This is a genomic window from Streptomyces sp. NPDC104761, from assembly GCF_055583445.1.
The window spans coordinates 298,099-317,275 of record NZ_JBVJNZ010000003.1 but is presented as its reverse complement, the minus strand read 5'-3'; the positions used below and the strand labels follow the sequence as shown (position 1 = coordinate 317,275).

Below are 19,177 nucleotides of genomic sequence, written 5' to 3'. Positions count from 1 at the left end.
GAATTACGTTGCCGTCCACGTGCGGTGCCCCGTGCGGGACGGCAGATGCCGATTGGGACGGTCCGTAGCGCCGACCCGAACCCTAACGTTGAAGTTTAGGGTTACCAGTGTGTCCGTTCCTTGAAGTCTTCTGAACAGGACACTAAGTCGACAAGTGGCGCCCGTTCAACGAACACGCCGAACCTCCCGTTTTTCTTTTCACCCTATGTGATCAGCCGTAGCAGTGCCCAACCAGGGTGCTGGCCTGCGCTGATGTGCGTCAACTCGCCGCTGACGCAGGGGCGGTGGGAACACTCACGTCGAAGTGCCGGGCACCGGAAGCGGCTTTCAGGAGTGCGGTGAGGGTGCGCGCCTTGGCGGCGCCGTTCTCGGAGCTGCCCCACTCCACGACGCGGCCACCGCTCAGCTCCAGCGAGATGTCGTCGTAGGAACGGACCTTGAGGGTCCGGGTGTCCTGCCGGACGGCGGCCGGAATGGCGCGCGCGACGTCGACCGCCTCCCGCACCAGCCGGTCGGTGCCGAACCGGCGCAGGCTCGCGGTTGCCGAACCCGACCGGGCCGGACTCAATTCCAGCTCCGGAACGCCTTTCGGCGCCTGCGAAACCGTGGCGAACCGGACGCCTTTCCTGTCCACTTCGGTGAAATTTCCGCCCTTTTCGATGAGCAGCACGGGGGTGCGCTCGGTCACTTTCAGCCCGATTCCGCGGGGCCAGGAACGGACCACGTCCACCGTGTCGATGCGGGGCAGTCTCCGGCGCAGCCGGGCCTCGATCCCGTCGGTGTCGACGGAGACCAGCGGCGCCCCGACCGGCACGTCGGCCGCCTCCAGGACGTCCTCGGGGGTCAGAACGGCCGTACCGGACACGGAGACATGGCGCACCCGCAGCCACGGGGAGCCGTACAGGAGCCAGGTGGAGCCGGAGCCGAGGAGCACCACGGCCATTACCAGAATGACCATCCTACGAAAGCGGCGGTTCCGTAGCCGCCTGAGGAGCGGCGGGCCGGACGACTCCTGCTGGCGCTCACCGCGTTCCGCGGTGGTGGTCGGTCCGGCCACGCTGCTCACTTGCCTTTCGTCATACGGTCTTACCGGCTTGAGGCGATCGCCTCGTACACCATGCCGACGAGCAGGTCGTCGGCGTCCCGGCGGCCGAACTCGCTTGCCGCACGCGACATCTCGTACAGCCGGTGCGGGTCGGCGAGCACCGGCAGGACGTTCTGCTGCACCCACTCCGGGGTGAGTTCGGCGTCGTCGACCAGCAGACCGCCGCCGGCCTTGACCACCGGCTGGGCGTTCAGCCGCTGTTCGCCGTTGCCGATGGGCAGCGGGACGTAGGCGGCCGGGAGCCCGACGGCGGAGAGTTCGGCGACGGTCATCGCGCCCGCACGGCAGAGCATCATGTCGGCCGCGGCGTACGCGAGGTCCATCCGGTCCAGGTAACTTACCGGGATATAGGGCGGCATCCCCGGCATCTGGTGCACCTGCGGCAGTTCGTTCTTCGGGCCGACCGCGTGCAGGATCTGGATGCCGGCCTGCTGCAGCCAGGGCGCGACCTGCTGGACGACCTCGTTGAGGCGGCGGGCGCCCTGGGAACCGCCGGAGACCAGCAGCGTGGGCAGGTTGGGGTCGAGGCCGAAGCGGTGCCGGGCCTCGGGGCGGGCGGCGGCCCGGTCCAGGGTGGCGATGGAGCGGCGCAGCGGGATGCCGATGTAGCGGGCGTCGCGCAGCTTGCTGTCCGGGGTGGAGACGGCGACCCTGGCGGCGTACCGGGAGCCGATCTTGTTGGCGAGGCCGGGGCGGGCGTTGGCCTCGTGGATCACGATCGGCACGCCGAGGCGCTTGGCGGCGAGGTAGGCGGGGAGGGCGACGTAGCCGCCGAAGCCGGCGACGCAGTCCGCCTTGGTGCGCTCCAGGACCTGCTCGGCGGCCTTGATGGTGCCGCGCAGCCGGCCCGGGACGGTGATCAGCTCGGGGGTGGGCCTGCGGGGCAGCGGCACCGCAGGGATCAGCGCCAGCTCGTAGCCGCGCTGCGGGACGAGCGTGGTCTCCAGGCCGCGTTCCGTGCCCAGGGCCGTGATCCCCACGGTGGGGTCCTGCCTGCGCAGGGCGTCCGCGAGGGCGAGCGCGGGCTCGATGTGGCCGGCGGTCCCCCCACCAGCGAGTACGACATGCACCGAAATTCACCGCTCTCCGGACGAGCGCGCCGCCGAGGCACGCCGTCGCATCGTGTTCCATCTCCGAGACCCCTGAGGGCCCCCGCCTCCCCGCTTTCTACCAAAGCGAGGTTGCCGCATCGCAAGCGCCGCCCGCGCAGCGGGCTCGTCGCGCGCGAAGGCGATCAGCAGCCCGATGGCGAACATGGTCGGCAGCAGGGCGGAGCCTCCGTAGGAGAACAGCGGGAGGGGGACGCCGGCGATCGGCAGCAGGCCGAGCACCGCACCGATGTTGATCACTGCCTGGGCGGTGATCCAGGTGGTCACGCCTCCCGCGGCGTACCTCACGAAGGGGTCCTCCGTGCGTCCGGCCACGCGGATACCCGCATAGCCTAGAGCCGCGAAGAGGGCCAGTACCGACAGCGTCCCCGCCAGGCCCAGTTCCTCACCGGTGACGGCGAAGATGAAGTCGGTGTGGGCTTCGGGGAGTTGTCCCCATTTCTCCACACTCGCACCGAGGCCGGATCCGAAGAGTCCGCCGGAGGCCAGGGCGTAGATGCCATGAACCGCCTGCCAGCAGTCGGCGACACCGCTCTTCGGCTCGGTGGCGCCGATGCAGGCGAGCCGGGCCATGCGGTTGGGGCTGGTCTTGATGAGGATCACGCCGAGCACGCCCGCGATGGACAGCACACCGGCGAACAGCCGGGTCGGCGCCCCCGCCAGCCAGAGCACGCCGAACAGGATCGCGGTCAGGATGATCGCCGTGCCCATGTCGCCGCCGAGCATGATCAGCCCGAGCAGCAGGAAGCTCACCGGAACGAGCGGCACCAGCATGTGCTTCCACTGGTTCAGCAGCCGCTTCTCCTGTTTGCGCGCCATCAGGTCGGCGCCCCACAGCACCAGGGCGAGCTTGCCGAACTCGCTGGGCTGGATCTGGAAGGAGCCGCCGAGGGAGATCCAGTTCTGGTTGCCGTTGACGGACATCCCTATCCCCGGCACCTGCACCAGCGCCATCAGGAAGACGGCTCCGGCGAGGATCGGGTAGGCGAGCGCCCGGTGCAGCTTCACCGGCATGCGGGACGCCACGAGCAGCAGCACTCCCCCGATGCAGGCGGCCAGGAACTGCTTCCTGAAGAAGAACGAGCCCGGCAGCGACATCTGCAGCGCGGTGATCTGGGAGGCCGAGTAGACCATCACCAGGCCCAGCACGATGATGAGCAGACTGCCGCCGAGGATCAGGTAGTACGCGGTGAGCGGTCGGTCCCAGGCCCGGTTCGCGCGCGTGTAGAGCCGCCGCAGCGGGTTGTCGCGCGAGGCGCGGGGCGCGACGGGCCGGCGGACCGCCCGCTGTACGGGCGGCCGGCCGGTGCGGCTACCGGACATCAACGCCTCCACTGAACGTCGACCGTCCCACGCGTCCCTCCCAAGGTCGCCCGGCAGGCGGCCGGGTCAGGCGCCGAGTTCGCGAACCGCCTGGGCGAACGCGTCACCGCGCTGGTTGTAGTTGGCGAACATGTCCATGGAGGCACAGGCGGGTGCCAACAGCACCGTGTCTCCGGCGACGGCGAGTCGCCGGGCCTCCTGGACCGCCGCGAGCATCGCCCCAGTGTCGGTCCGGTCGAGGTCGACGACCGGGACTTCCGGCGCGTGTCGCGCGAGGGCCTCCCGGATGAGGGCGCGATCGGCACCGATGAGCACCGCGCCGCGAAGTCGCTTTGCCGACTTGGCGACCAGTTCGTCGAAGGTCGCGCCCTTCGCCAGACCGCCCGCAATCCATACGATCGACTCATATGACGCCAACGAGGCTTCGGCCGCATGGGTGTTGGTCGCCTTGGAGTCGTCCACGTAGGAGACCCCGTCCACGTCGGCGACGTGCGCGATGCGGTGGGCGTCCGGCGTGAAGGCCCGCAGCCCGTCCCGTACGGCCGTGGGGGGCACCCCGAAGGCGCGTGCGAGGGCCGCGGCGGCAAGGGCGTTGGCGATGTTGTGCGGGGCCGGCGGGTTGACGTCGGAGACCTCGGCCAGCTCCTGGGCGTTCTTCTGCCGGTTCTCGACGAAGGCGCGGTCGACCAGGATGCCGTCCACGACGCCGAGTTGGGAGGGGGCCGGGGTGCCGAGGGTGAAGCCGACGGCCCGGCAGCCCTCCTCGACGTCGGCCTCCCGGACCAGCTCCTCGGTGAGCTTGTCGGCGACGTTGTAGACGCAGGCGACCCGGTTGCCCTCGTAGATGCGGCCCTTGTCCTTGGCGTACGCCTCCATGGAGCCGTGCCAGTCGAGGTGGTCGGGGGCGAGGTTCAGCACGGCCGCCGAGTGGGCGCGCAGCGAGGGCGCCCAGTGCAGCTGGTAGCTGGACAGCTCCACCGCGAGGACGTCGTACTCCTCGTCCCCGAGGACCGCGTCGAGCAGCGAGACGCCGATGTTGCCGACGGCGGCCGTGCGCAGGCCGGCGGCCTTGAGGATGGACGCCAGCATCTGGACGGTGGTGGTCTTGCCGTTCGTGCCGGTGACGGCCAGCCAGGGAGCCGCGTCGGGACCCCGGAGCCGCCAGGCGAGTTCGACGTCGCCCCAGATCTCGACGCCGGCCGCGCGGGCCGCCTGGAACAGGGGCTTGTCCGGCTTCCAGCCGGGCGCGGTGACGATGAGCTCGGTGCCCTCCGGCAGGGTCGCGCCGTCGCCGAGCCGTACCGTGACGCCCAGGGCCTCCAGTTCGGCGGCCTGTTCACGCGCGCGTGCGTCGTCGCCGTCGTTGACGACCGTGACGACCGCCCCGCGCGCGTGCAGCACCCTGGCCGCCGGGACACCGGAGACGCCGAGCCCGGCGACGGTGACGTGCCTGCCCTGCCAGTCGGTCACTTGTCCGCTGCCCATCCTGCGTAGAAGAGGCCGAGTCCGACAATCACACAGATGCCCTGGATGATCCAGAAGCGGACCACCACAAGGACTTCGGACCAGCCCTTGAGTTCGAAGTGGTGCTGGAGTGGTGCCATCCGGAAGACGCGCTTGCCGGTGAGCCGGAAGGAGCCGACCTGGATGACGACCGACATGGTGATGAGGACGAACAGGCCGCCCATGATGGCGACGAGCAGCTCCGTGCGGGAGAGGATCGCCAGGCCCGTGAGGACGCCACCGAGCGCGAGCGAACCGGTGTCGCCCATGAAGATCTTGGCCGGCGAGGTGTTCCACCACAGGAAGCCGAGGCAGGAACCCATCAGCGCGGACGCGATGACCGCGAGGTCCAGCGGGTCGCGCACCTCGTAGCAGGCGTTGGGGTTGGTCAGGGTCGTCGCGTTGGCGCAGGACTCCTGGAACTGCCAGACGCCGATGAACGTGTAGGCGCCGAAGACCAGCACGGAGGCGCCGGTGGCCAGACCGTCCAGACCGTCGGTCAGGTTCACGCCGTTGGACATCGCGAGGATCATGAACAGCGCCCACACCACGAACAGCACCGGGCCGATGGTCCAGCCGAAGTCCGTGATGAAGGACAGCTTGGTGGAGGCCGGGGTGTTGCCGCGGGCGTCGGCGAACTGCAGCGACAGCACCGCGAAGGAGATGCCGACGATCAGCTGCCCGGCCATCTTCGCCTTGGCCCGCAGACCGAGCGAGCGCCGCTTGACGATCTTGATGTAGTCGTCCAGGAAGCCGACCAGGCCCATCCCGCACATCAGACCGAGCACCAGCAGGCCCGAGTAGGTCGGGGTGTAGCCGGTGATCACCTTGGACAGGAAGTAGGCGGCGACCGTCGACAGGATGAAGGCGATACCGCCCATCGTCGGCGTACCGCGCTTGCTGGCGTGCTCGCGCGGGCCGTCGTCACGGATGTACTGGCCGTAGCCCTTGCGGGCGAGGAGCTTGATCAGCAGCGGGGTGCCGATCAGCGTCAGGAAGAGACCGATGACGCCCGAGAAGAGGATCTGCTTCATCATCGGGCATCAACACCCTCGGCACCGGACTCCAGGAGCGCCTGCGCAACGCTCTCCAGGCCCACCGACCGTGACGCCTTCACGAGTACGACGTCCCCCGGGCGCAACTCGCTGCGCAACAGGTCGACCGCCGCCTGTGCGTCGGACACGTGCACCGACTCCTCACCCCACGAACCCTCGTTATATGCGCCCAGTTGCAGCCAGGAGGCTTCCACTCCCCCGACGGCGACGAGCTTGCCGACATTGAGCCGGACGGCGAGCCGTCCGACCGCGTCGTGCTCGGCGAGCGCCTCGTCCCCGAGCTCGGCCATCTTGCCGAGCACCGCCCACGTGCGGCGCCCCTGGCCCATGGCCGCGAGCGCGCGCAGCGCGGCTCGCATGGACTCGGGGTTGGCGTTGTAGGCGTCGTTGACGATGGTCACGCCGTCCGGGCGCTCGGTGACCTCCATACGCCAGCGGGAGAGGGAGCCCGCCTCGGAGAGCGCGAGGGCGATCTCTTCCGCGGACATGCCCAGCTCATGGGCGACGGCGGCCGCGGCGAGCGCGTTCGACACGTGGTGCTCACCGTACAGGCGCATGGTCACATCGCTTGCACCGGAGGGTGTGTGAAGGCTGAACGCGGGCTGTCCCGTGTCCGTGAGTCGCACGTTCTCGGCCCGAACGTCCGCTTCGGCCGACTCTCCGAAAAGGACCACCTTCGCCTTGGTACGGGAGGCCATGGCCCGCACCAACGGGTCGTCGGCGTTGAGGACCGCGACCCCGCCGTCCTCGGCCGCGGGCAGCGCCTCCACCAACTCGCCCTTCGCCTGGGCGATCTGCTCCCGGCCGCCGAACTCGCCGATGTGGGCGGTGCCGACGTTGAGGACCAGGCCGACCTTCGGGGGCGTCAGATCGGTGAGGTAGCGGATGTGGCCGATGCCGCGGGCGCCCATCTCCAGCACCAGGAACTTCGTGGCCTCGGTGGCGGACAGGGCGGTCAGCGGCAGCCCGATCTCGTTGTTGAGCGAGCCGGGCGTGAAGACGGTCGGCGCCTTGGTGCGCAGCACCTGGGCGATGAGGTCCTTGGTGCTGGTCTTGCCGGCCGATCCGGTCAGCGCCACGAGGGTCGCGCCGAGCCGTCGTACGACATGACGCGCGAGGGCGCCGAGAGCGGTCTGGACGTCGTCCACGACGATCGCGGGCACGCCGACGGGGCGCGACGCCAGGACGGCGACCGCGCCGGCGGCCACGACCTGCCGGGCGAAGTCGTGGCCGTCCACGCGCTCGCCCGCGAAGGCTGCGAACAGGCTGCCCGGCCCCGCTTCGCGGGAGTCCCGGACGACCTCCCCGGTGACCTGGACGGACGGATCCGGTATGTCGTGCGTCTGCCCGCCGACGACTTCTGCGATCTCGGCGAGAGAGAGGGCGATCACAAGTTCATCCCCTGGGTCTTCTGGATTTTCATCCCTGGGTTTTCCGGATGGCTTCGCGGAGGACCTGGCGGTCGTCGAAGGGGCGGATCACGCCGGCGATGTCCTGGCCCTGCTCGTGGCCCTTGCCGGCGACCAGCACGGTGTCGCCGGGGTGCGCGCGGGCGACGGCGGCCTCGATCGCGGCGGCCCGGTCCTCGAAGAGGAGTACCTCGCCGCGCTCGTGGGCGGGCACCGAGGCGGCACCCTCGAGCATGGTCGCGAGGATGGCGAGGGGGTCCTCGGAGCGGGGGTTGTCGGAGGTCAGCACGGCGATGTCGGCGAGCCGGGCCGCGGCGGCGCCCATCGGGGCCCGCTTGGTCCGATCGCGGTCGCCGCCGCAGCCGAGGACGATGTGCAGCCGGCCCTTGGTGACCTTGCGCAGGGCCCTGAGGACCGACTCGACGGCGTCCGTCTTGTGGGCGTAGTCGACGACCGCGAGGTAGGGCTGCCCGGCGTCCACGCGCTCCAGGCGGCCCGGCACGCCCGGTACGGCGGCGATGCCGTCGGCGGCGGTCTGCGGGTCGAGCCCGGCGACGGCGAGGGCGACGATCGCGGCGAGGGTGTTCGCCACGTTGAAGGGGCCCGGCAGCGGCGACTTGGCGGCGATCCGGACGCCCTCGGGCCCGGTGACGGTGAACGTCGACTCCATCGGGCCGATGTGCACGTCCGCGGCCCGCCAGTCGGCGTCGGGGTGGCCCTCCGCGGAGTAGGTGACGACCGGGACGGAGGCCTCCCGGGCGAGCCGGCGGCCGTACTCGTCGTCGACGTTGACCACACCCCGTCTGCTGCGTTCCGGGGTGAACAGCTGTGCCTTGGCCCGGAAGTAGTCCTCCATGTCGGAGTGGAACTCCATGTGTTCCGGGCTGAGGTTGGTGAAGACGGCGATGTCGAAGACGCAGCCGTCGACCCGGCCGAGGACCAGGGCGTGGCTGGAGACCTCCATGGCGACCGCCTCGACCCCTCGCTCGCGCATCACCGCGAACAGGGCCTGGAGGTCGGTGGCCTCGGGGGTGGTGCGCTCGGACTTGATGCGCTCGTCGCCGATGCGCATCTCGACGGTGCCGATGAGACCGGTGCTGTGCGCGGTCTTCAGGCCGCCCTCGACCAGGTACGCCGTGGTGGTCTTGCCCGAGGTGCCGGTGATGCCGATCTGCAGCAGGTCGCGGCCCGGACGGCCGTAGATGGTGGCCGCCAGCTCGCCCATCCGCCCCCGCGGATCGTCGACGACCAGGACCGGCAGGCCGGTCGCGGCGGCGCGCTCGGCGCCCGCCGGGTCGGTCAGCACGGCGACCGCGCCGAGACCGGCGGCCTGGGCGGCGAAGTCGGCGCCGTGCAGCCGGGCGCCCGGCAGGGCGGCGTACAGGTCGCCGGGGCGGACCGCGCGCGAGTCGTGGGTGATGCCCGTGACCTCGACGGTGCTCTCCGCGGGTTCCGGCTCGGCGGCACCCAGCTGATCGGCGAGCTCCGCGAGGGGTGTTGCGGAGACCTGAACCGGCCTGGGCGGCCCCGGATATGTCACGGATGCGCCCTTCTGGGTGGTTTGGGACTGATCAGCGTGTGGCACGGCGGTGAGCGTACCGGGCGCACCCGCTCCGGAGCGAAGCGAGGGGCGCGGCGTCCCGTGGTTCCCGGGGTCGGGGGTGATCGTTGTCACGAGCTCGTTCCTGGTGGTCTGTGCGAGGTGCTGAAGTGCTGATCAGGGCTTGTAGTCGACGGGCAGGTTCGCCGCCTTGGCGCCGGTCGGCGGGATCTGCAGCGTCTTGAGGGCGAACTCCATCACCTGCTTGTAGATCGGGCCGCAGATCTGGCCGCCGAAGTAGCTGCCGGCGGTGGCGTTCTGGATGGCGCAGTAGACGGTGATGCGGGGCTTGTCGGCGGGTGCGAACCCGGCGAACGACGAGGTGTAGCCGCGGTACCTCCCGGTGGCCGGATCCACTCGGTTGGCGGTACCGGTCTTACCCGCGACGTTGTACCCGGGAATGGCCGCCTTGGCACCGGTGCCCTGCTCGTCGTCCACCACGGACTCCAGCATCTCGGCCAGGGTCCTCGCCGTCTTCTGGCTGATCACCCGGGTCTTCTTCGGCTGGGCGGCCGGGGTGAAGCGTCCGTCGGCGCCCTTGGCACCGCGCACCAGGGTCGGCTCGACCCGGACCCCGCCGTTCGCGATCGTCGAGTAGACGGAGGCCGCCTGCATGGCGTTGATGGAGAAGCCCTGACCGAAAGGAATCGTGTACTGCTGCGAGGTCGACCACTTGCCCGGCGCGGCCAGGATGCCCTTGGTCTCGCCGGGGAAGTCCAGCCCGGTGTAGCTGCCGATGCCGAACTTGCGCAGGTACGAGTAGAGGACCTGGTTGGCCTGTTGCTGGGTCCTGCCGAGCTGGCCGGCGGCGAGGATGGTGCCGATGTTGCTGGACTTGGCGAGCACGCCGTTGAGCGTGAGGTACCAGGTGTCGTGGTCGACGTCGTCCTTGAAGAGCCGGTCGCCGCGGTGCAGCCGGTTGGGCACCACCACGTGCGTGAGCGGGGTGGCGGCGTTCTCCTCCAGGACCGCCGCCATCGACATCACCTTGGCGGTGGAGCCGGGCTCGTAGGCGTCCTGGACGGCCGCGTTGCCCATCGCGTCGGCGTCGGCCGTCGACAGGTCGTTCGGGTCGAAGCCCGGCGAGTCGGCCATCGCCAGGATCTGCCCGGTCCTGGTGTCCTGGACGACCACGTAGCCGCGGTCCGCCTTGGACTTCTTGACCTGCTCGGTGATGGCGTTCTGCGCGGCCCACTGGATGTCCCGGTCGATGGTCAGCTCGACGTCGGAGCCGGGCACGGCCGGGGTCTCGGTGGAACCCGCGGTGGGCACCTCGCGGCCGCCGGACTGGGCGTAGCGGATCTTGCCGTCCTTGCCGGTCAGCTCCTTGTCGAGCTGCTGCTCGATGCCGCCACCGCCCCTGCCGTCGGCGTTGACCCAGCCCAGTATCCCGGCGGCCAGGTCGCCGTTGGGGTACACGCGCTGGCTGCTCGGGTCGGCGAAGACGCCGGCCAGCACGTTGACGGTGGTGTGGTCGGTCGCGGCCTTGGCGGTGAGCGCGGCCTTCAGGTCCTTGATCTGCTTCCAGACCTGCGGGGTCTGCCGGGTGGCGAGCCGGACGTAGCGCAGGTCCTTGTTCGCGGGCCGCAGCAGCTTGACGAGGTCGGCCTGGCTCTTGCCGAGGATCGGGGCGAGCAGCGCGGCGGCCTGCTCGGGCCCGTCGGCCACCTTGAGCTGCTTGCCGGTGAACATCGTGGGGTCGGCGGTGATGTCGTACGCGTCCTCGCTGATCGCCAGCGCCACGCCGTTGCGGTCGGTGATCCCCCCGCGCTCGGCGGCCAGGGTGTGCACGACGTACCGGTTCTGCTCGGCCTTCGCCGCGTACGCGCTGGCGTCGACGGCCTGGACCTGGAGCAGGCGGCCGACGAAGACCATCAGCACCAGGGTCAGGGCGAGGCCGACCATGCGCAGCCGGGGCCGGGGGCTGCCGAGCCGCAGGGGAGGTGCGGCCGGGGGGCGCGGTCCGCCCGGGCGGCGGACCGGGCGGGCGCCGGGTCCGGGGGCGGACCGGCTCCGGACGGCGCCCCTGGGGTCCCGGGGACGGGGTGGCTTGGCGGGGCCGGGCACGCGGCGGCGCGGCGGCTGCCTGTTTCCAGAAGTGTCGGGCACTTCCGTCACCTGCCGGGGGTCGTGGTCGGGGCTGTCCCGGGCGTGAGGGCCGGGGTGGGCGTCGGTCCGGCCGCCGTCACCGGCGCGGAGGCCGCGGGAGCCGTCCCCGTCGCGGAGCCGGTGGGCGTCGGGGCGGGCGCGCCCGCGGACTGTGTGCCGAGCGCCTCGGGGGCGGGCGGCACGGTGGTCTGCCGGAGGGCGGCGGGGCTGGGGACACCCTTCACGGTGCCGTCCGGACCGAGGAAGACCGGGTCGCCGCCGGGGACCATGCCGAGCTCGTGGGCGCGGCGCTGGAGGGCGTCGGGGGCGGAGTAGGCGTCGATGTCCCGCTGCAGCGCCTGTTCCTCGTCGGTGAGGTTCTTCGTCTGCTTCTGCAGGTCGTCGAGTTTGAACGAGCCCTCGCTGAGCGCCGAGTTCAGCACCAGCAGGCCGATCAGGCCGCCGCCGAGCAGCAGGACGACGAGCAGGACGAACGGGGTGCGGGCGGCCTGGCGGGCACGGCCGGCCGGGAAGAGCCGGGCGAGCCGGGCCGCCCGCCCCCGCAGCTCGGGTTTCCTACTCACGTGTCCTCCGGTGGGTCCGCGAACCCCGCTCGCTCACTCGGCTTCCTCCCTGATGCGCTGGGCCCCCCGAAGACGCGCCGGAGCGGCCCGGCGGTTCTCGGCGACCTCTTCCTCGGTGGGAAGTTCGGCACCGCGCGTGAGCAGCTTGAGCCGGGGCTGGTACTGCTCGGGCACGACCGGCAGTCCGGGCGGCGCGGTGGTGGCGGCGCCGGCCGCGAACACCTGCTTGACGAGGCGGTCCTCGAGCGAGTGGTACGACAGCACGGCGATCCGGCCGCCGACCGCGAGGGCCTTCACGGCGGCCGGGATCGCCCTTTCCAGGACGGCGAGTTCGCCGTTGACCTCGATGCGCAGCGCCTGGAAGGTGCGCTTGGCCGGGTTGCCGCCGGTGCGCTTGGCGGCCTGCGGCAGCGCGTCCCGGATCAGCTCGACGAGCCGGGCGCTGTTGCTGAACGGCTCCTTCTCGCGTTCCCGGACGATCGCCGAGACGATCCGCTTGGCCTGCTTCTCCTCGCCGTACTGGAACAGCACGCGGACGAGATCGCCGGCCGGGTAGGTGTTGAGGACCTCCGCGGCGCTGATGCCGGTCGACTGGTCCATGCGCATGTCCAGGGGCGCGTCCTGGGCGTAGGCGAAGCCCCGGTCGGCCTCGTCGAGTTGCATGGAGGAGACGCCGAGGTCGAAGAGGACGCCCTGCACGCGCGCGATGCCGAGGCGTTCGAGTACGGCGGGGAGCTCGTCGTAGACGGCGTGCACGAGGGTGGCGCGGTCACCGAAGGGGGCGAGCCGCTCGCCGGACAGGCGCAGGGCCTCCTTGTCGCGGTCCAGGGCGACCAGGCGGGCCTCGGGAAAGCGGGTCAGCAGCGCCTCGCTGTGGCCGCCGAGGCCGAGGGTGCAGTCGACGACCACGCTGCCCGGCCGCTCCAGGGCGGGTGCCAGCAGGTCCAGGCACCGCTGGAGCATCACCGGGACGTGTCGACTCTGGCTCAAGGGGGCCTCTCAGTTCCGGCGCGGGGACGCACCGCCGGGTCCCCGCCCGCTCGGTACGCGCACCGCGCACGTGGGGAGACGGCCCGGGCACCGTGCCGGGGTCTCCAGGGGATTTCACCAGCGGGGAGAGCCTCGCCTCCCGCTTCGCGTCACTTTAGTCCACCGTGTCGCGCGGTCAATCAACCGGCCTGCGCGGCGCGTACGGCGTCCCGGCCGGGATGGGGATTCACCGGGATTCACCCGTGCGGATGTCTTTTGCCCTCCGTGTGGGTTAGCTCACAACAAGCCACGATGACGTTCTTTGTCCCCTCTCACAGGAGGCCGTGACCACGCGTGACCAGTAACGTCATGACTATGACGACTTCCGCAGCAGTTCCCACTGGATCCGAAGGCGCCATAACCACGGACGGCACCGTGACGGACCGCCTGGTGGACGCCAACCGGACCTACGCGTCGGCCTTCACCGACCCCGGCATGGACGCCCGGCCCGTGCTGCACGTGGCCGTGGTGGCCTGCATGGACGCCCGCCTCGACCTGCACAAGGCGCTCGGCCTGCAGCTCGGCGACTGTCACACCATCCGCAACGCCGGCGGCGTGGTCACCGACGACGTGATCCGCTCTCTCACCATCAGCCAGCGCAAGCTCGGCACCCGCAGCATCGTGCTGATCCACCACACCGGATGCGGTCTGGAGGCCCTCACCGAGGACTTCCGCACCGAGCTGGAGATGGAGGTCGGCCAGCGCCCGGCCTGGGCGGTGGAGTCCTTCCGGGACGTCGACCAGGACGTACGGCAGTCCATGCAGCGGGTGCGCACCTCGCCGTTCCTGCAGCACACCGACGACGTACGCGGCTTCGTCTTCGACGTCCGCACCGGCCTCCTCCGCGAGATCGACCCGGCCTGACCGGGAACCGGCCCGGCCCGCGCGCACCGAAGGCCTCACCCGGCCGACCGGGCCACCCGCGTCGCCCCGCCGCCGGGCCGGCGGACCGTTCGGGTCTGCTCCGGCCCGGCCCGCCCTCTCCGCGCCGGGCCGGCGGTCCGCGGCACCCCACGCCGCCCGCCCGCCTCGGCCGCCCCGCCCCGATCGCCCCGCCGTGCGGCCGGCCGCTTCGCCGCGCACCCCACAGGTCACCTCGCCCGCGCGGAGCGGACCGCACGCCCCGGAACGCGCCCGCCGTAAGCTGTCGGCTCCCTGTCGAATAGGCGGTCGAAAGGCCGTAAGACCGACATACTGCGGGCAGTTGTCCACAGGCGAGTGACACGAATCGGTAACGGCAGCAAGAATGCGGTGTGGGACGTCGCGCGGAACCATTCACGCGTGGTGTCCGTGATTCGGGGTGGGCCGGTTGTGCGAAACGACGCGCCGGCCGGGCAATGACGGGCCGAGGAGGGCCGGGTGACGACCTATGACGATCGAGCGAGCCTCACTGATCTGACCGCCACTGTGGAGCGCGTCCGCAGTTCGGTGGAGGGTGTGATCGAGGGCAAGCCCGAGGTCGTACGGCTTTCGCTGACCGTGCTGCTCGCCGAGGGGCATCTTCTGATCGAGGACGTCCCGGGCGTGGGCAAGACGATGCTGGCGAAGGCGTTGGCGCGGTCCATCGACTGCACGGTGCGGCGCATCCAGTTCACGCCCGACCTGCTGCCGTCGGACATCACCGGCGTGTCCATCTGGGACCAGCAGCGCCGGGACTTCGAGTTCAAGCCGGGCGCGATCTTCGCGCAGATCGTGATCGGCGACGAGATCAACCGCGCCTCGCCCAAGACCCAGTCCGCGCTGCTGGAGTCGATGGAGGAGCGGCAGGTCACCATCGACGGGCAGACCTACGAACTGCCGAGCCCGTTCATGGTGGTGGCGACCCAGAACCCGGTCGAGATGGAGGGCACCTACCCGCTGCCCGAGGCCCAGCGCGACCGCTTCATGGCCCGCGTCTCGGTGGGCTACCCCAGCGTGGAGGCCGAGTTGCAGATGCTCGACGTCCACGGCGCGGTCAACCCTCTCGACGACCTCCAGCCGGTCGCGCACGCCCATGACGTCGTGAAGCTGATCGAGGCGGTGCGCGGGGTGCACGTCGCCGAGCCGGTCCGCCGGTACGCGGTGGACCTGGTCTCGGCCACCCGCACCCACCCCGACCTCAGACTCGGCGCCTCCCCGCGCGCGACACTGCACCTGCTGCGCGCTGCGAAGGCGGCCGCGGCCCTGAGCGGCCGGGAGTACGCACTGCCGGACGACGTGCAGGCGCTCGCCGTGGCGGTCCTCGCGCACCGGCTGCTGCCCACCGCCCAGGCCCAGCTCAACCGGCGCACCGCGGAGCAGGTCGTGCAGGAGATCCTGCAGTCCACCCCGGTGCCCGCGGCCCCCCAGCAGCAGACCGGCTTCGGCGGTCTGGGCCGGGGCGTGCCGGCGTATCCCCAGCAGCCTCCGCGGAGTCTGTGATGGGTGCTCCGGCGGAGGCCGACCGCGGGGAGACGGGCGGCATCCGCACGGCCCTGGCCGGGCTGACCACCCGCGGGCGTTCCTTCCTCGCGGCCGGCATCGCGGCGGTGATCTGCGCGTACATCCTCGGCCAGGCCGATCTGCGCCGGGTCGGGCTGCTGCTCGCCGTGCTGCCGCTGCTCTGCGCGGCCGTGCTGCACCGCACCCGCTACCGCGTGGCCGGCAGCCGCCGGCTCTCCCCCGCGCGGGTGCCGGCCGGCAGCGAGGCCCGGGTGCACCTGCGGATGGACAACGTCTCGCGGCTGCCCACCGGCCTGCTGATGCTCCAGGACCGGGTGCCCTACGTCCTCGGCCCGCGCCCCCGCTTCGTCCTGGACCGGGTGGAGCCGGGCGGCCGCCGCGAGGTGTCCTACCGGGTCCGCTCGGACCTGCGCGGCCGCTATCCGCTGGGCCCGCTCCAGCTGCGCCTGACCGACCCGTTCGGCATGTGCGAACTGACCCGCTCCTTCTCCACGTTCGACACCCTGACCGTCATCCCGAAGGTCGAGCCGCTGCCGCCGATCCGGCTCAGCGGCGAGGCGAAGGGGTACGGCGACGGGCGGCAGCGTTCGCTGGCCCTGGCCGGCGAGGACGACGTGATCCCGCGCGGCTACCGCCACGGCGACGACCTGCGCCGGGTGCACTGGCGCTCCACCGCCCGCTACGGCGAGCTGATGGTGCGCCGCGAGGAGCAGCCGCAGCGGGCCCGCTGCACGGTCCTCCTCGACACCCGGGGCGGTGCGTACGAAGGCGCGGGCCCGGACTCGGCCTTCGAGTGGGCGGTGTCCGGTGCCGCGTCGGTCCTGGTCCACATGCTCGAACGCGGCTTCTCGGTCCGGCTGTTGACGGACACCGGCAGTTCGGTGCCCGGCGAGGGCGCCGACGGTTTCGCGGGCAGCGGCCAGGAGTCGGCGGAGGCGGCCGGGCTGATGATGGACACCCTGGCGGTGATCGACCACTCGGACGGCACGGGCCTGTCCCGCGCCTACGACGTGCTGCGCGGCGGGAACGAGGGGCTGCTGGTGGCCTTCCTGGGCGACCTGGACGAGGAACAGGCGACGGTGGCCGCGAAGATGCGCCAGCGCAGCGGCGGTGCCGTGGCCTTCGTGCTGGACCCGGACACCTGGATCAGGGAGCCGGCCGACGTGCCCGCCCCCGGCGACGCGCACGAGGAGCGGCTGCGGATGCTGCGCGAGGCCGGCTGGACGGCCGTGAGCGTGCCACGCGGCGTCGGCGTGGCCGAGCTGTGGCGGCAGGCCGACCGGGAACGCACCGGCGCCGCCGCGCTGAGCGGGGAGGCACGGCGATGAGCGGCCGCGCCCGGCTCGCCCTCACCGCGGCCGCGGCGACGCTGATGGCGTCCTGCGCGCTGCTGCCGCTGGTCACCCCGGTGACCTGGCTGTTCCAGGCGGCGTTCCTGCTGGCGGTCCAGACGGGTGTGGGCGCGACCGCCCGGCGGGTGCCGCTGGCCCGGCCGCTGACCGTGGCCGCGCAGGCCCTGGCCACACTGCTGATGCTGAGCGCGGTCTGCGCCCGGAGCCACGCGATCGCCGGGGTGATCCCCGGCCCGGACACCATCCGCTACCTCGGCGACCTGCTCCAGCAGGGCTCGGACGACGTCAGCCGGTACGCGATACCCGCGCCGCTGACACCCGGCATCCGGCTGATGGTGATCGGCGGAGTCCTGGTCGTCGGGCTGATCGTGGACACCCTCGCGGTGACCTTCCGCAGCGCGGCCCCGGCCGGGCTGCCGCTGCTCGCGCTGTACTCGGTGGCAGCCGGGCTCTCCGACGGGCCGACCGACTGGCTGTGGTTCCTGGTGGCGGCGGCCGGCTATCTGATGCTGCTGCTCGCCGAGGGCCGGGACCGGCTCTCGCAGTGGGGCCGGGTGTTCGGCGGGGCCGCGCGCACCCCGGGCGGTCAGGAGAGCGGCGCGGTGGCCCCGGTGCGCACCGGGCGCCGGATCGGTTTCGCCGTGCTGGGCCTCGCCCTGTTCGTGCCGTTCGTGATGCCCTCGATCCAGGGCGGCCTGCTGGACGGCGCGGGGGCCGGGGTCGGCGTGGGCGACGGGAACGGCGGCACGATCTCCGCGGTCAACCCGCTGGTGTCGCTGCGGGACAGCCTCAACGTGGACGAGGACCGCCAGGTGCTGTCCGTGCGGACCAGCAGCGACGACGTCTCGGACCTGTACCTGCGGATCGTCTCCCTGGACGACTTCGACGGCACCACCTGGAAGCCGGCCCAGCGGCACATCACCGGCGTGCCGGACAAGTTCCCGACCCCGGCGGGACTGGGCGCCGACGTCCGGCGGACGACGGTGACGTCGTCGATCGCGGCCGCCGACTGGTACGCCCAGGACTGGCTGCCGATGCCGTACCCGCCGAGCAGGGTGAAGGTGGCCGGCACCTGGCGCTACGAGCCGGTCGGGATGACCCTCGTCGGCGACCACGGGCAGAACACACGCGGTGAGACCTACCTCGTCACCAGCCTGGACGTGCAGCCGACGGCGGAGCAGCTGGCCGCGGCGCCCGAGGCCTCGGCCGCGATGAAGAAGGAGTACACCAAGGTGCCCTCCTCGCTGCCGTCGGTGGTGGCGCAGACGGCGAAGGAGGTCACCGCGGGTTCGGCGAACCACTACGAGGAGGCGGTCAAGCTCCAGGACTACTTCGCGGTCACGGGCGGCTTCCAGTACGACACCCAGGTGGAGGTCGGCCGGGGCGAGGGCGCGATCGCGAACTTCCTCAAGCAGAAGCGTGGTTTCTGCGTGCACTTCTCCTTCGCGATGGCCGCGATGGCCCGGACGCTGGGCATCCCGGCCCGGGTCGCGGTGGGCTTCGCACCGGGCACCCCGCAGGCCGACGGCACGGTCTCGGTGGGCCTGAAGGACGCGCACGCCTGGCCCGAGCTGTACTTCGAGGGCGTGGGCTGGACCCGCTTCGAACCGACTCCGACCCGGGGCACGACCCCGTCGTACACGGTGTCGCAGACGCCCGGCTCCTCGGTGCCGGACGAGACCCTGCCCTCCAAGGGCGCCTCGGCGGCGCCGTCGGCCTCGGCCTCGCAGAGCGAGAGCTGCACGCCGCAGCAGCGCAGGCAGGACGCCTGCGGCGGCCCGTCGGCGGCGGCCGCGGTGCCCAGCGGCGACGGCGGCCCGCCGTGGTGGCAGCTGGCGCTGTGGGCGCTCGGCGGTCTCGTCGTCCTGGCGGTGCCGCTGTCACCGATGCTGTACCGGCAGCGGACGCGGGCGGCCCGGCTCGGGGCGCACGACCGTACGTCTTCGGGCATGGCGGCGCACACGATGGCGGTCTGGCTGGAACTGACCGACACCGCCTGGGACTTCGGCATCCTTCCGGACGAGTCGCAGACCCCGCGCAACGCGGCCGTCCGGATCGTCCGGCTCGGCCGTCTGGATCCGGCCGCCGCGGCCTCGGTGCACCGGGTGGCGGACGCGGTCGAACAGGTGCTGTACGCGCCGCGGCCGCAACCGGCGGCGGGCCTCGCGGACGACGTCCGCAGGGTGACGGCCGCGTTCAACGGCACCGTCGGTGTCGCCGCGCGCCTGCGGACCCTGTTCGCTCCGCGGTCGAGCGTGCGCGCGGTGTGGGCGACGTCGGCGGGCTGGGCCCGGTTGCGGGAACGCCTGGCCGCAGCAAGGCCAACCCTGCGAAAGCCGTCGGAGCAGGAGGGCTGAAGGGGGCCGGCGCCGGGGGGTGGGGACGCTCACCGGCGCTGGCAGGGTGCCGCTGCGCCCACCCGTGCCGCCCTGCGGCACGCCTGCCCGCAGCTATGTGGCTGGCTGCAGCGCCCCGTAAGGGGCGCTGGGGCCCCCGGCCGAAGGCTGGGGGAGGAACTGCGCGACCAGCCCCCACGCACCCGCGGTGACGCACGGTCCGCAGCAAAGTTCCTTGGCTCCGGCCGACGGAACAACGCCTG

General features: G+C 71.8%; 14 protein-coding genes. 4 read left to right on the top strand and 10 right to left on the bottom strand.

Translation table 11 applies throughout. The annotated features are described in order from the left end of the window. Positions 1-259: 259 nt before the first annotated feature. The 10 genes from ACZ63F_RS11170 to rsmH all read right to left on the bottom strand — a co-directional run bounded on the left by ACZ63F_RS11170 (position 260) and on the right by rsmH (position 12,766). Positions 260-1,057: a cell division protein FtsQ/DivIB gene (locus ACZ63F_RS11170; RefSeq protein WP_469710524.1), complete on the bottom strand. Its 798-nt coding sequence runs from the start codon at positions 1,055-1,057 to the stop codon at positions 260-262. A gap of 29 nt (positions 1,058-1,086) precedes the next feature. Next, positions 1,087-2,175, bottom strand: a complete 1,089-nt coding sequence (murG, locus tag ACZ63F_RS11165; RefSeq protein WP_093504093.1) for an undecaprenyldiphospho-muramoylpentapeptide beta-N-acetylglucosaminyltransferase — start codon at positions 2,173-2,175, stop codon at positions 1,087-1,089. A 6-nt stretch (positions 2,176-2,181) separates the two neighbouring features. Further along, positions 2,182-3,537, bottom strand: a complete 1,356-nt coding sequence (ftsW, locus tag ACZ63F_RS11160) for a putative lipid II flippase FtsW (RefSeq protein ID WP_469710166.1) — start codon at positions 3,535-3,537, stop codon at positions 2,182-2,184. 66 nt (positions 3,538-3,603) lie between these two features. Next, the gene (murD, locus tag ACZ63F_RS11155) at positions 3,604-5,022 is read right to left on the bottom strand and encodes a UDP-N-acetylmuramoyl-L-alanine--D-glutamate ligase (RefSeq protein WP_469710165.1); all 1,419 of its coding nucleotides are present in this window, start codon (positions 5,020-5,022) and stop codon (positions 3,604-3,606) included. Then, the gene (gene mraY / locus ACZ63F_RS11150) at positions 5,004-6,074 is read right to left on the bottom strand and encodes a phospho-N-acetylmuramoyl-pentapeptide-transferase (protein ID WP_093504086.1); all 1,071 of its coding nucleotides are present in this window, start codon (positions 6,072-6,074) and stop codon (positions 5,004-5,006) included. Before mraY ends, murD begins: the two co-directional genes overlap by 19 nt. Further along, positions 6,074-7,486 carry a UDP-N-acetylmuramoyl-tripeptide--D-alanyl-D-alanine ligase gene (locus ACZ63F_RS11145; protein ID WP_469710164.1) on the bottom strand — a complete coding sequence of 471 codons (1,413 nt, stop codon included), beginning with the start codon at positions 7,484-7,486 and terminating at the stop codon, positions 6,074-6,076. Before ACZ63F_RS11145 ends, mraY begins: the two co-directional genes overlap by 1 nt. Positions 7,487-7,514: 28 nt before the next feature. Next, positions 7,515-9,179, bottom strand: coding sequence for a UDP-N-acetylmuramoyl-L-alanyl-D-glutamate--2,6-diaminopimelate ligase (locus ACZ63F_RS11140; RefSeq protein WP_469710163.1), 1,665 nt, complete (start codon positions 9,177-9,179; stop codon positions 7,515-7,517). A gap of 42 nt (positions 9,180-9,221) precedes the next feature. Next, on the bottom strand, positions 9,222-11,009 hold the full coding sequence (locus ACZ63F_RS11135; RefSeq protein ID WP_469710162.1) for a peptidoglycan D,D-transpeptidase FtsI family protein: 1,788 nt from the start codon (positions 11,007-11,009) through the stop codon (positions 9,222-9,224). 209 nt (positions 11,010-11,218) lie between these two features. Further along, positions 11,219-11,776 (bottom strand): cell division protein FtsL, encoded by a 558-nt coding sequence (gene ftsL / locus ACZ63F_RS11130; RefSeq protein ID WP_352365972.1) that lies wholly within the window; start codon positions 11,774-11,776, stop codon positions 11,219-11,221. A 33-nt stretch (positions 11,777-11,809) separates the two neighbouring features. Next, positions 11,810-12,766, bottom strand: a complete 957-nt coding sequence (gene rsmH, locus ACZ63F_RS11125; RefSeq protein ID WP_352365974.1) for a 16S rRNA (cytosine(1402)-N(4))-methyltransferase RsmH — start codon at positions 12,764-12,766, stop codon at positions 11,810-11,812. 354 nt (positions 12,767-13,120) lie between these two features. Here rsmH and ACZ63F_RS11120 point away from each other — a divergent pair, with 354 nt between their 5' ends. From ACZ63F_RS11120 to ACZ63F_RS11105, 4 genes are all read left to right on the top strand, one after another. Next, the gene (locus ACZ63F_RS11120; RefSeq protein WP_093504075.1) at positions 13,121-13,669 is read left to right on the top strand and encodes a beta-class carbonic anhydrase; all 549 of its coding nucleotides are present in this window, start codon (positions 13,121-13,123) and stop codon (positions 13,667-13,669) included. Between the two features lie 495 nt (positions 13,670-14,164). After that, positions 14,165-15,205, top strand: a complete 1,041-nt coding sequence (locus ACZ63F_RS11115; RefSeq protein ID WP_352365977.1) for an AAA family ATPase — start codon at positions 14,165-14,167, stop codon at positions 15,203-15,205. Next, on the top strand, positions 15,205-16,554 hold the full coding sequence (locus ACZ63F_RS11110) for a DUF58 domain-containing protein (RefSeq protein WP_469710161.1): 1,350 nt from the start codon (positions 15,205-15,207) through the stop codon (positions 16,552-16,554). Before ACZ63F_RS11115 ends, ACZ63F_RS11110 begins: the two co-directional genes overlap by 1 nt. Then, positions 16,551-18,935 carry a transglutaminase TgpA family protein gene (locus tag ACZ63F_RS11105; protein WP_469710160.1) on the top strand — a complete coding sequence of 795 codons (2,385 nt, stop codon included), beginning with the start codon at positions 16,551-16,553 and terminating at the stop codon, positions 18,933-18,935. The genes ACZ63F_RS11110 and ACZ63F_RS11105 overlap by 4 nt, the downstream gene beginning before the upstream one ends. Positions 18,936-19,177 lie beyond the last annotated feature (242 nt).

Bases quoted from the DNA above. Each gene is read 5' to 3' on its own strand.
- ACZ63F_RS11120 (WP_093504075.1), top strand. From the start codon at position 13,121: ATGACGACTTCCGCAGCAGTTCCCACTGGATCCGAAGGCGCCATAACC.
- mraY (WP_093504086.1), bottom strand. From the start codon at position 6,074: ATGAAGCAGATCCTCTTCTCGGGCGTCATCGGTCTCTTCCTGACGCTG.
- murD (WP_469710165.1), bottom strand. From the start codon at position 5,022: ATGGGCAGCGGACAAGTGACCGACTGGCAGGGCAGGCACGTCACCGTC.
- ACZ63F_RS11110 (WP_469710161.1), top strand. From the start codon at position 15,205: ATGGGTGCTCCGGCGGAGGCCGACCGCGGGGAGACGGGCGGCATCCGC.
- ftsW (WP_469710166.1), bottom strand. From the start codon at position 3,537: ATGTCCGGTAGCCGCACCGGCCGGCCGCCCGTACAGCGGGCGGTCCGC.
- ACZ63F_RS11105 (WP_469710160.1), top strand. From the start codon at position 16,551: ATGAGCGGCCGCGCCCGGCTCGCCCTCACCGCGGCCGCGGCGACGCTG.
- ACZ63F_RS11135 (WP_469710162.1), bottom strand. From the start codon at position 11,009: ATGGTCGGCCTCGCCCTGACCCTGGTGCTGATGGTCTTCGTCGGCCGC.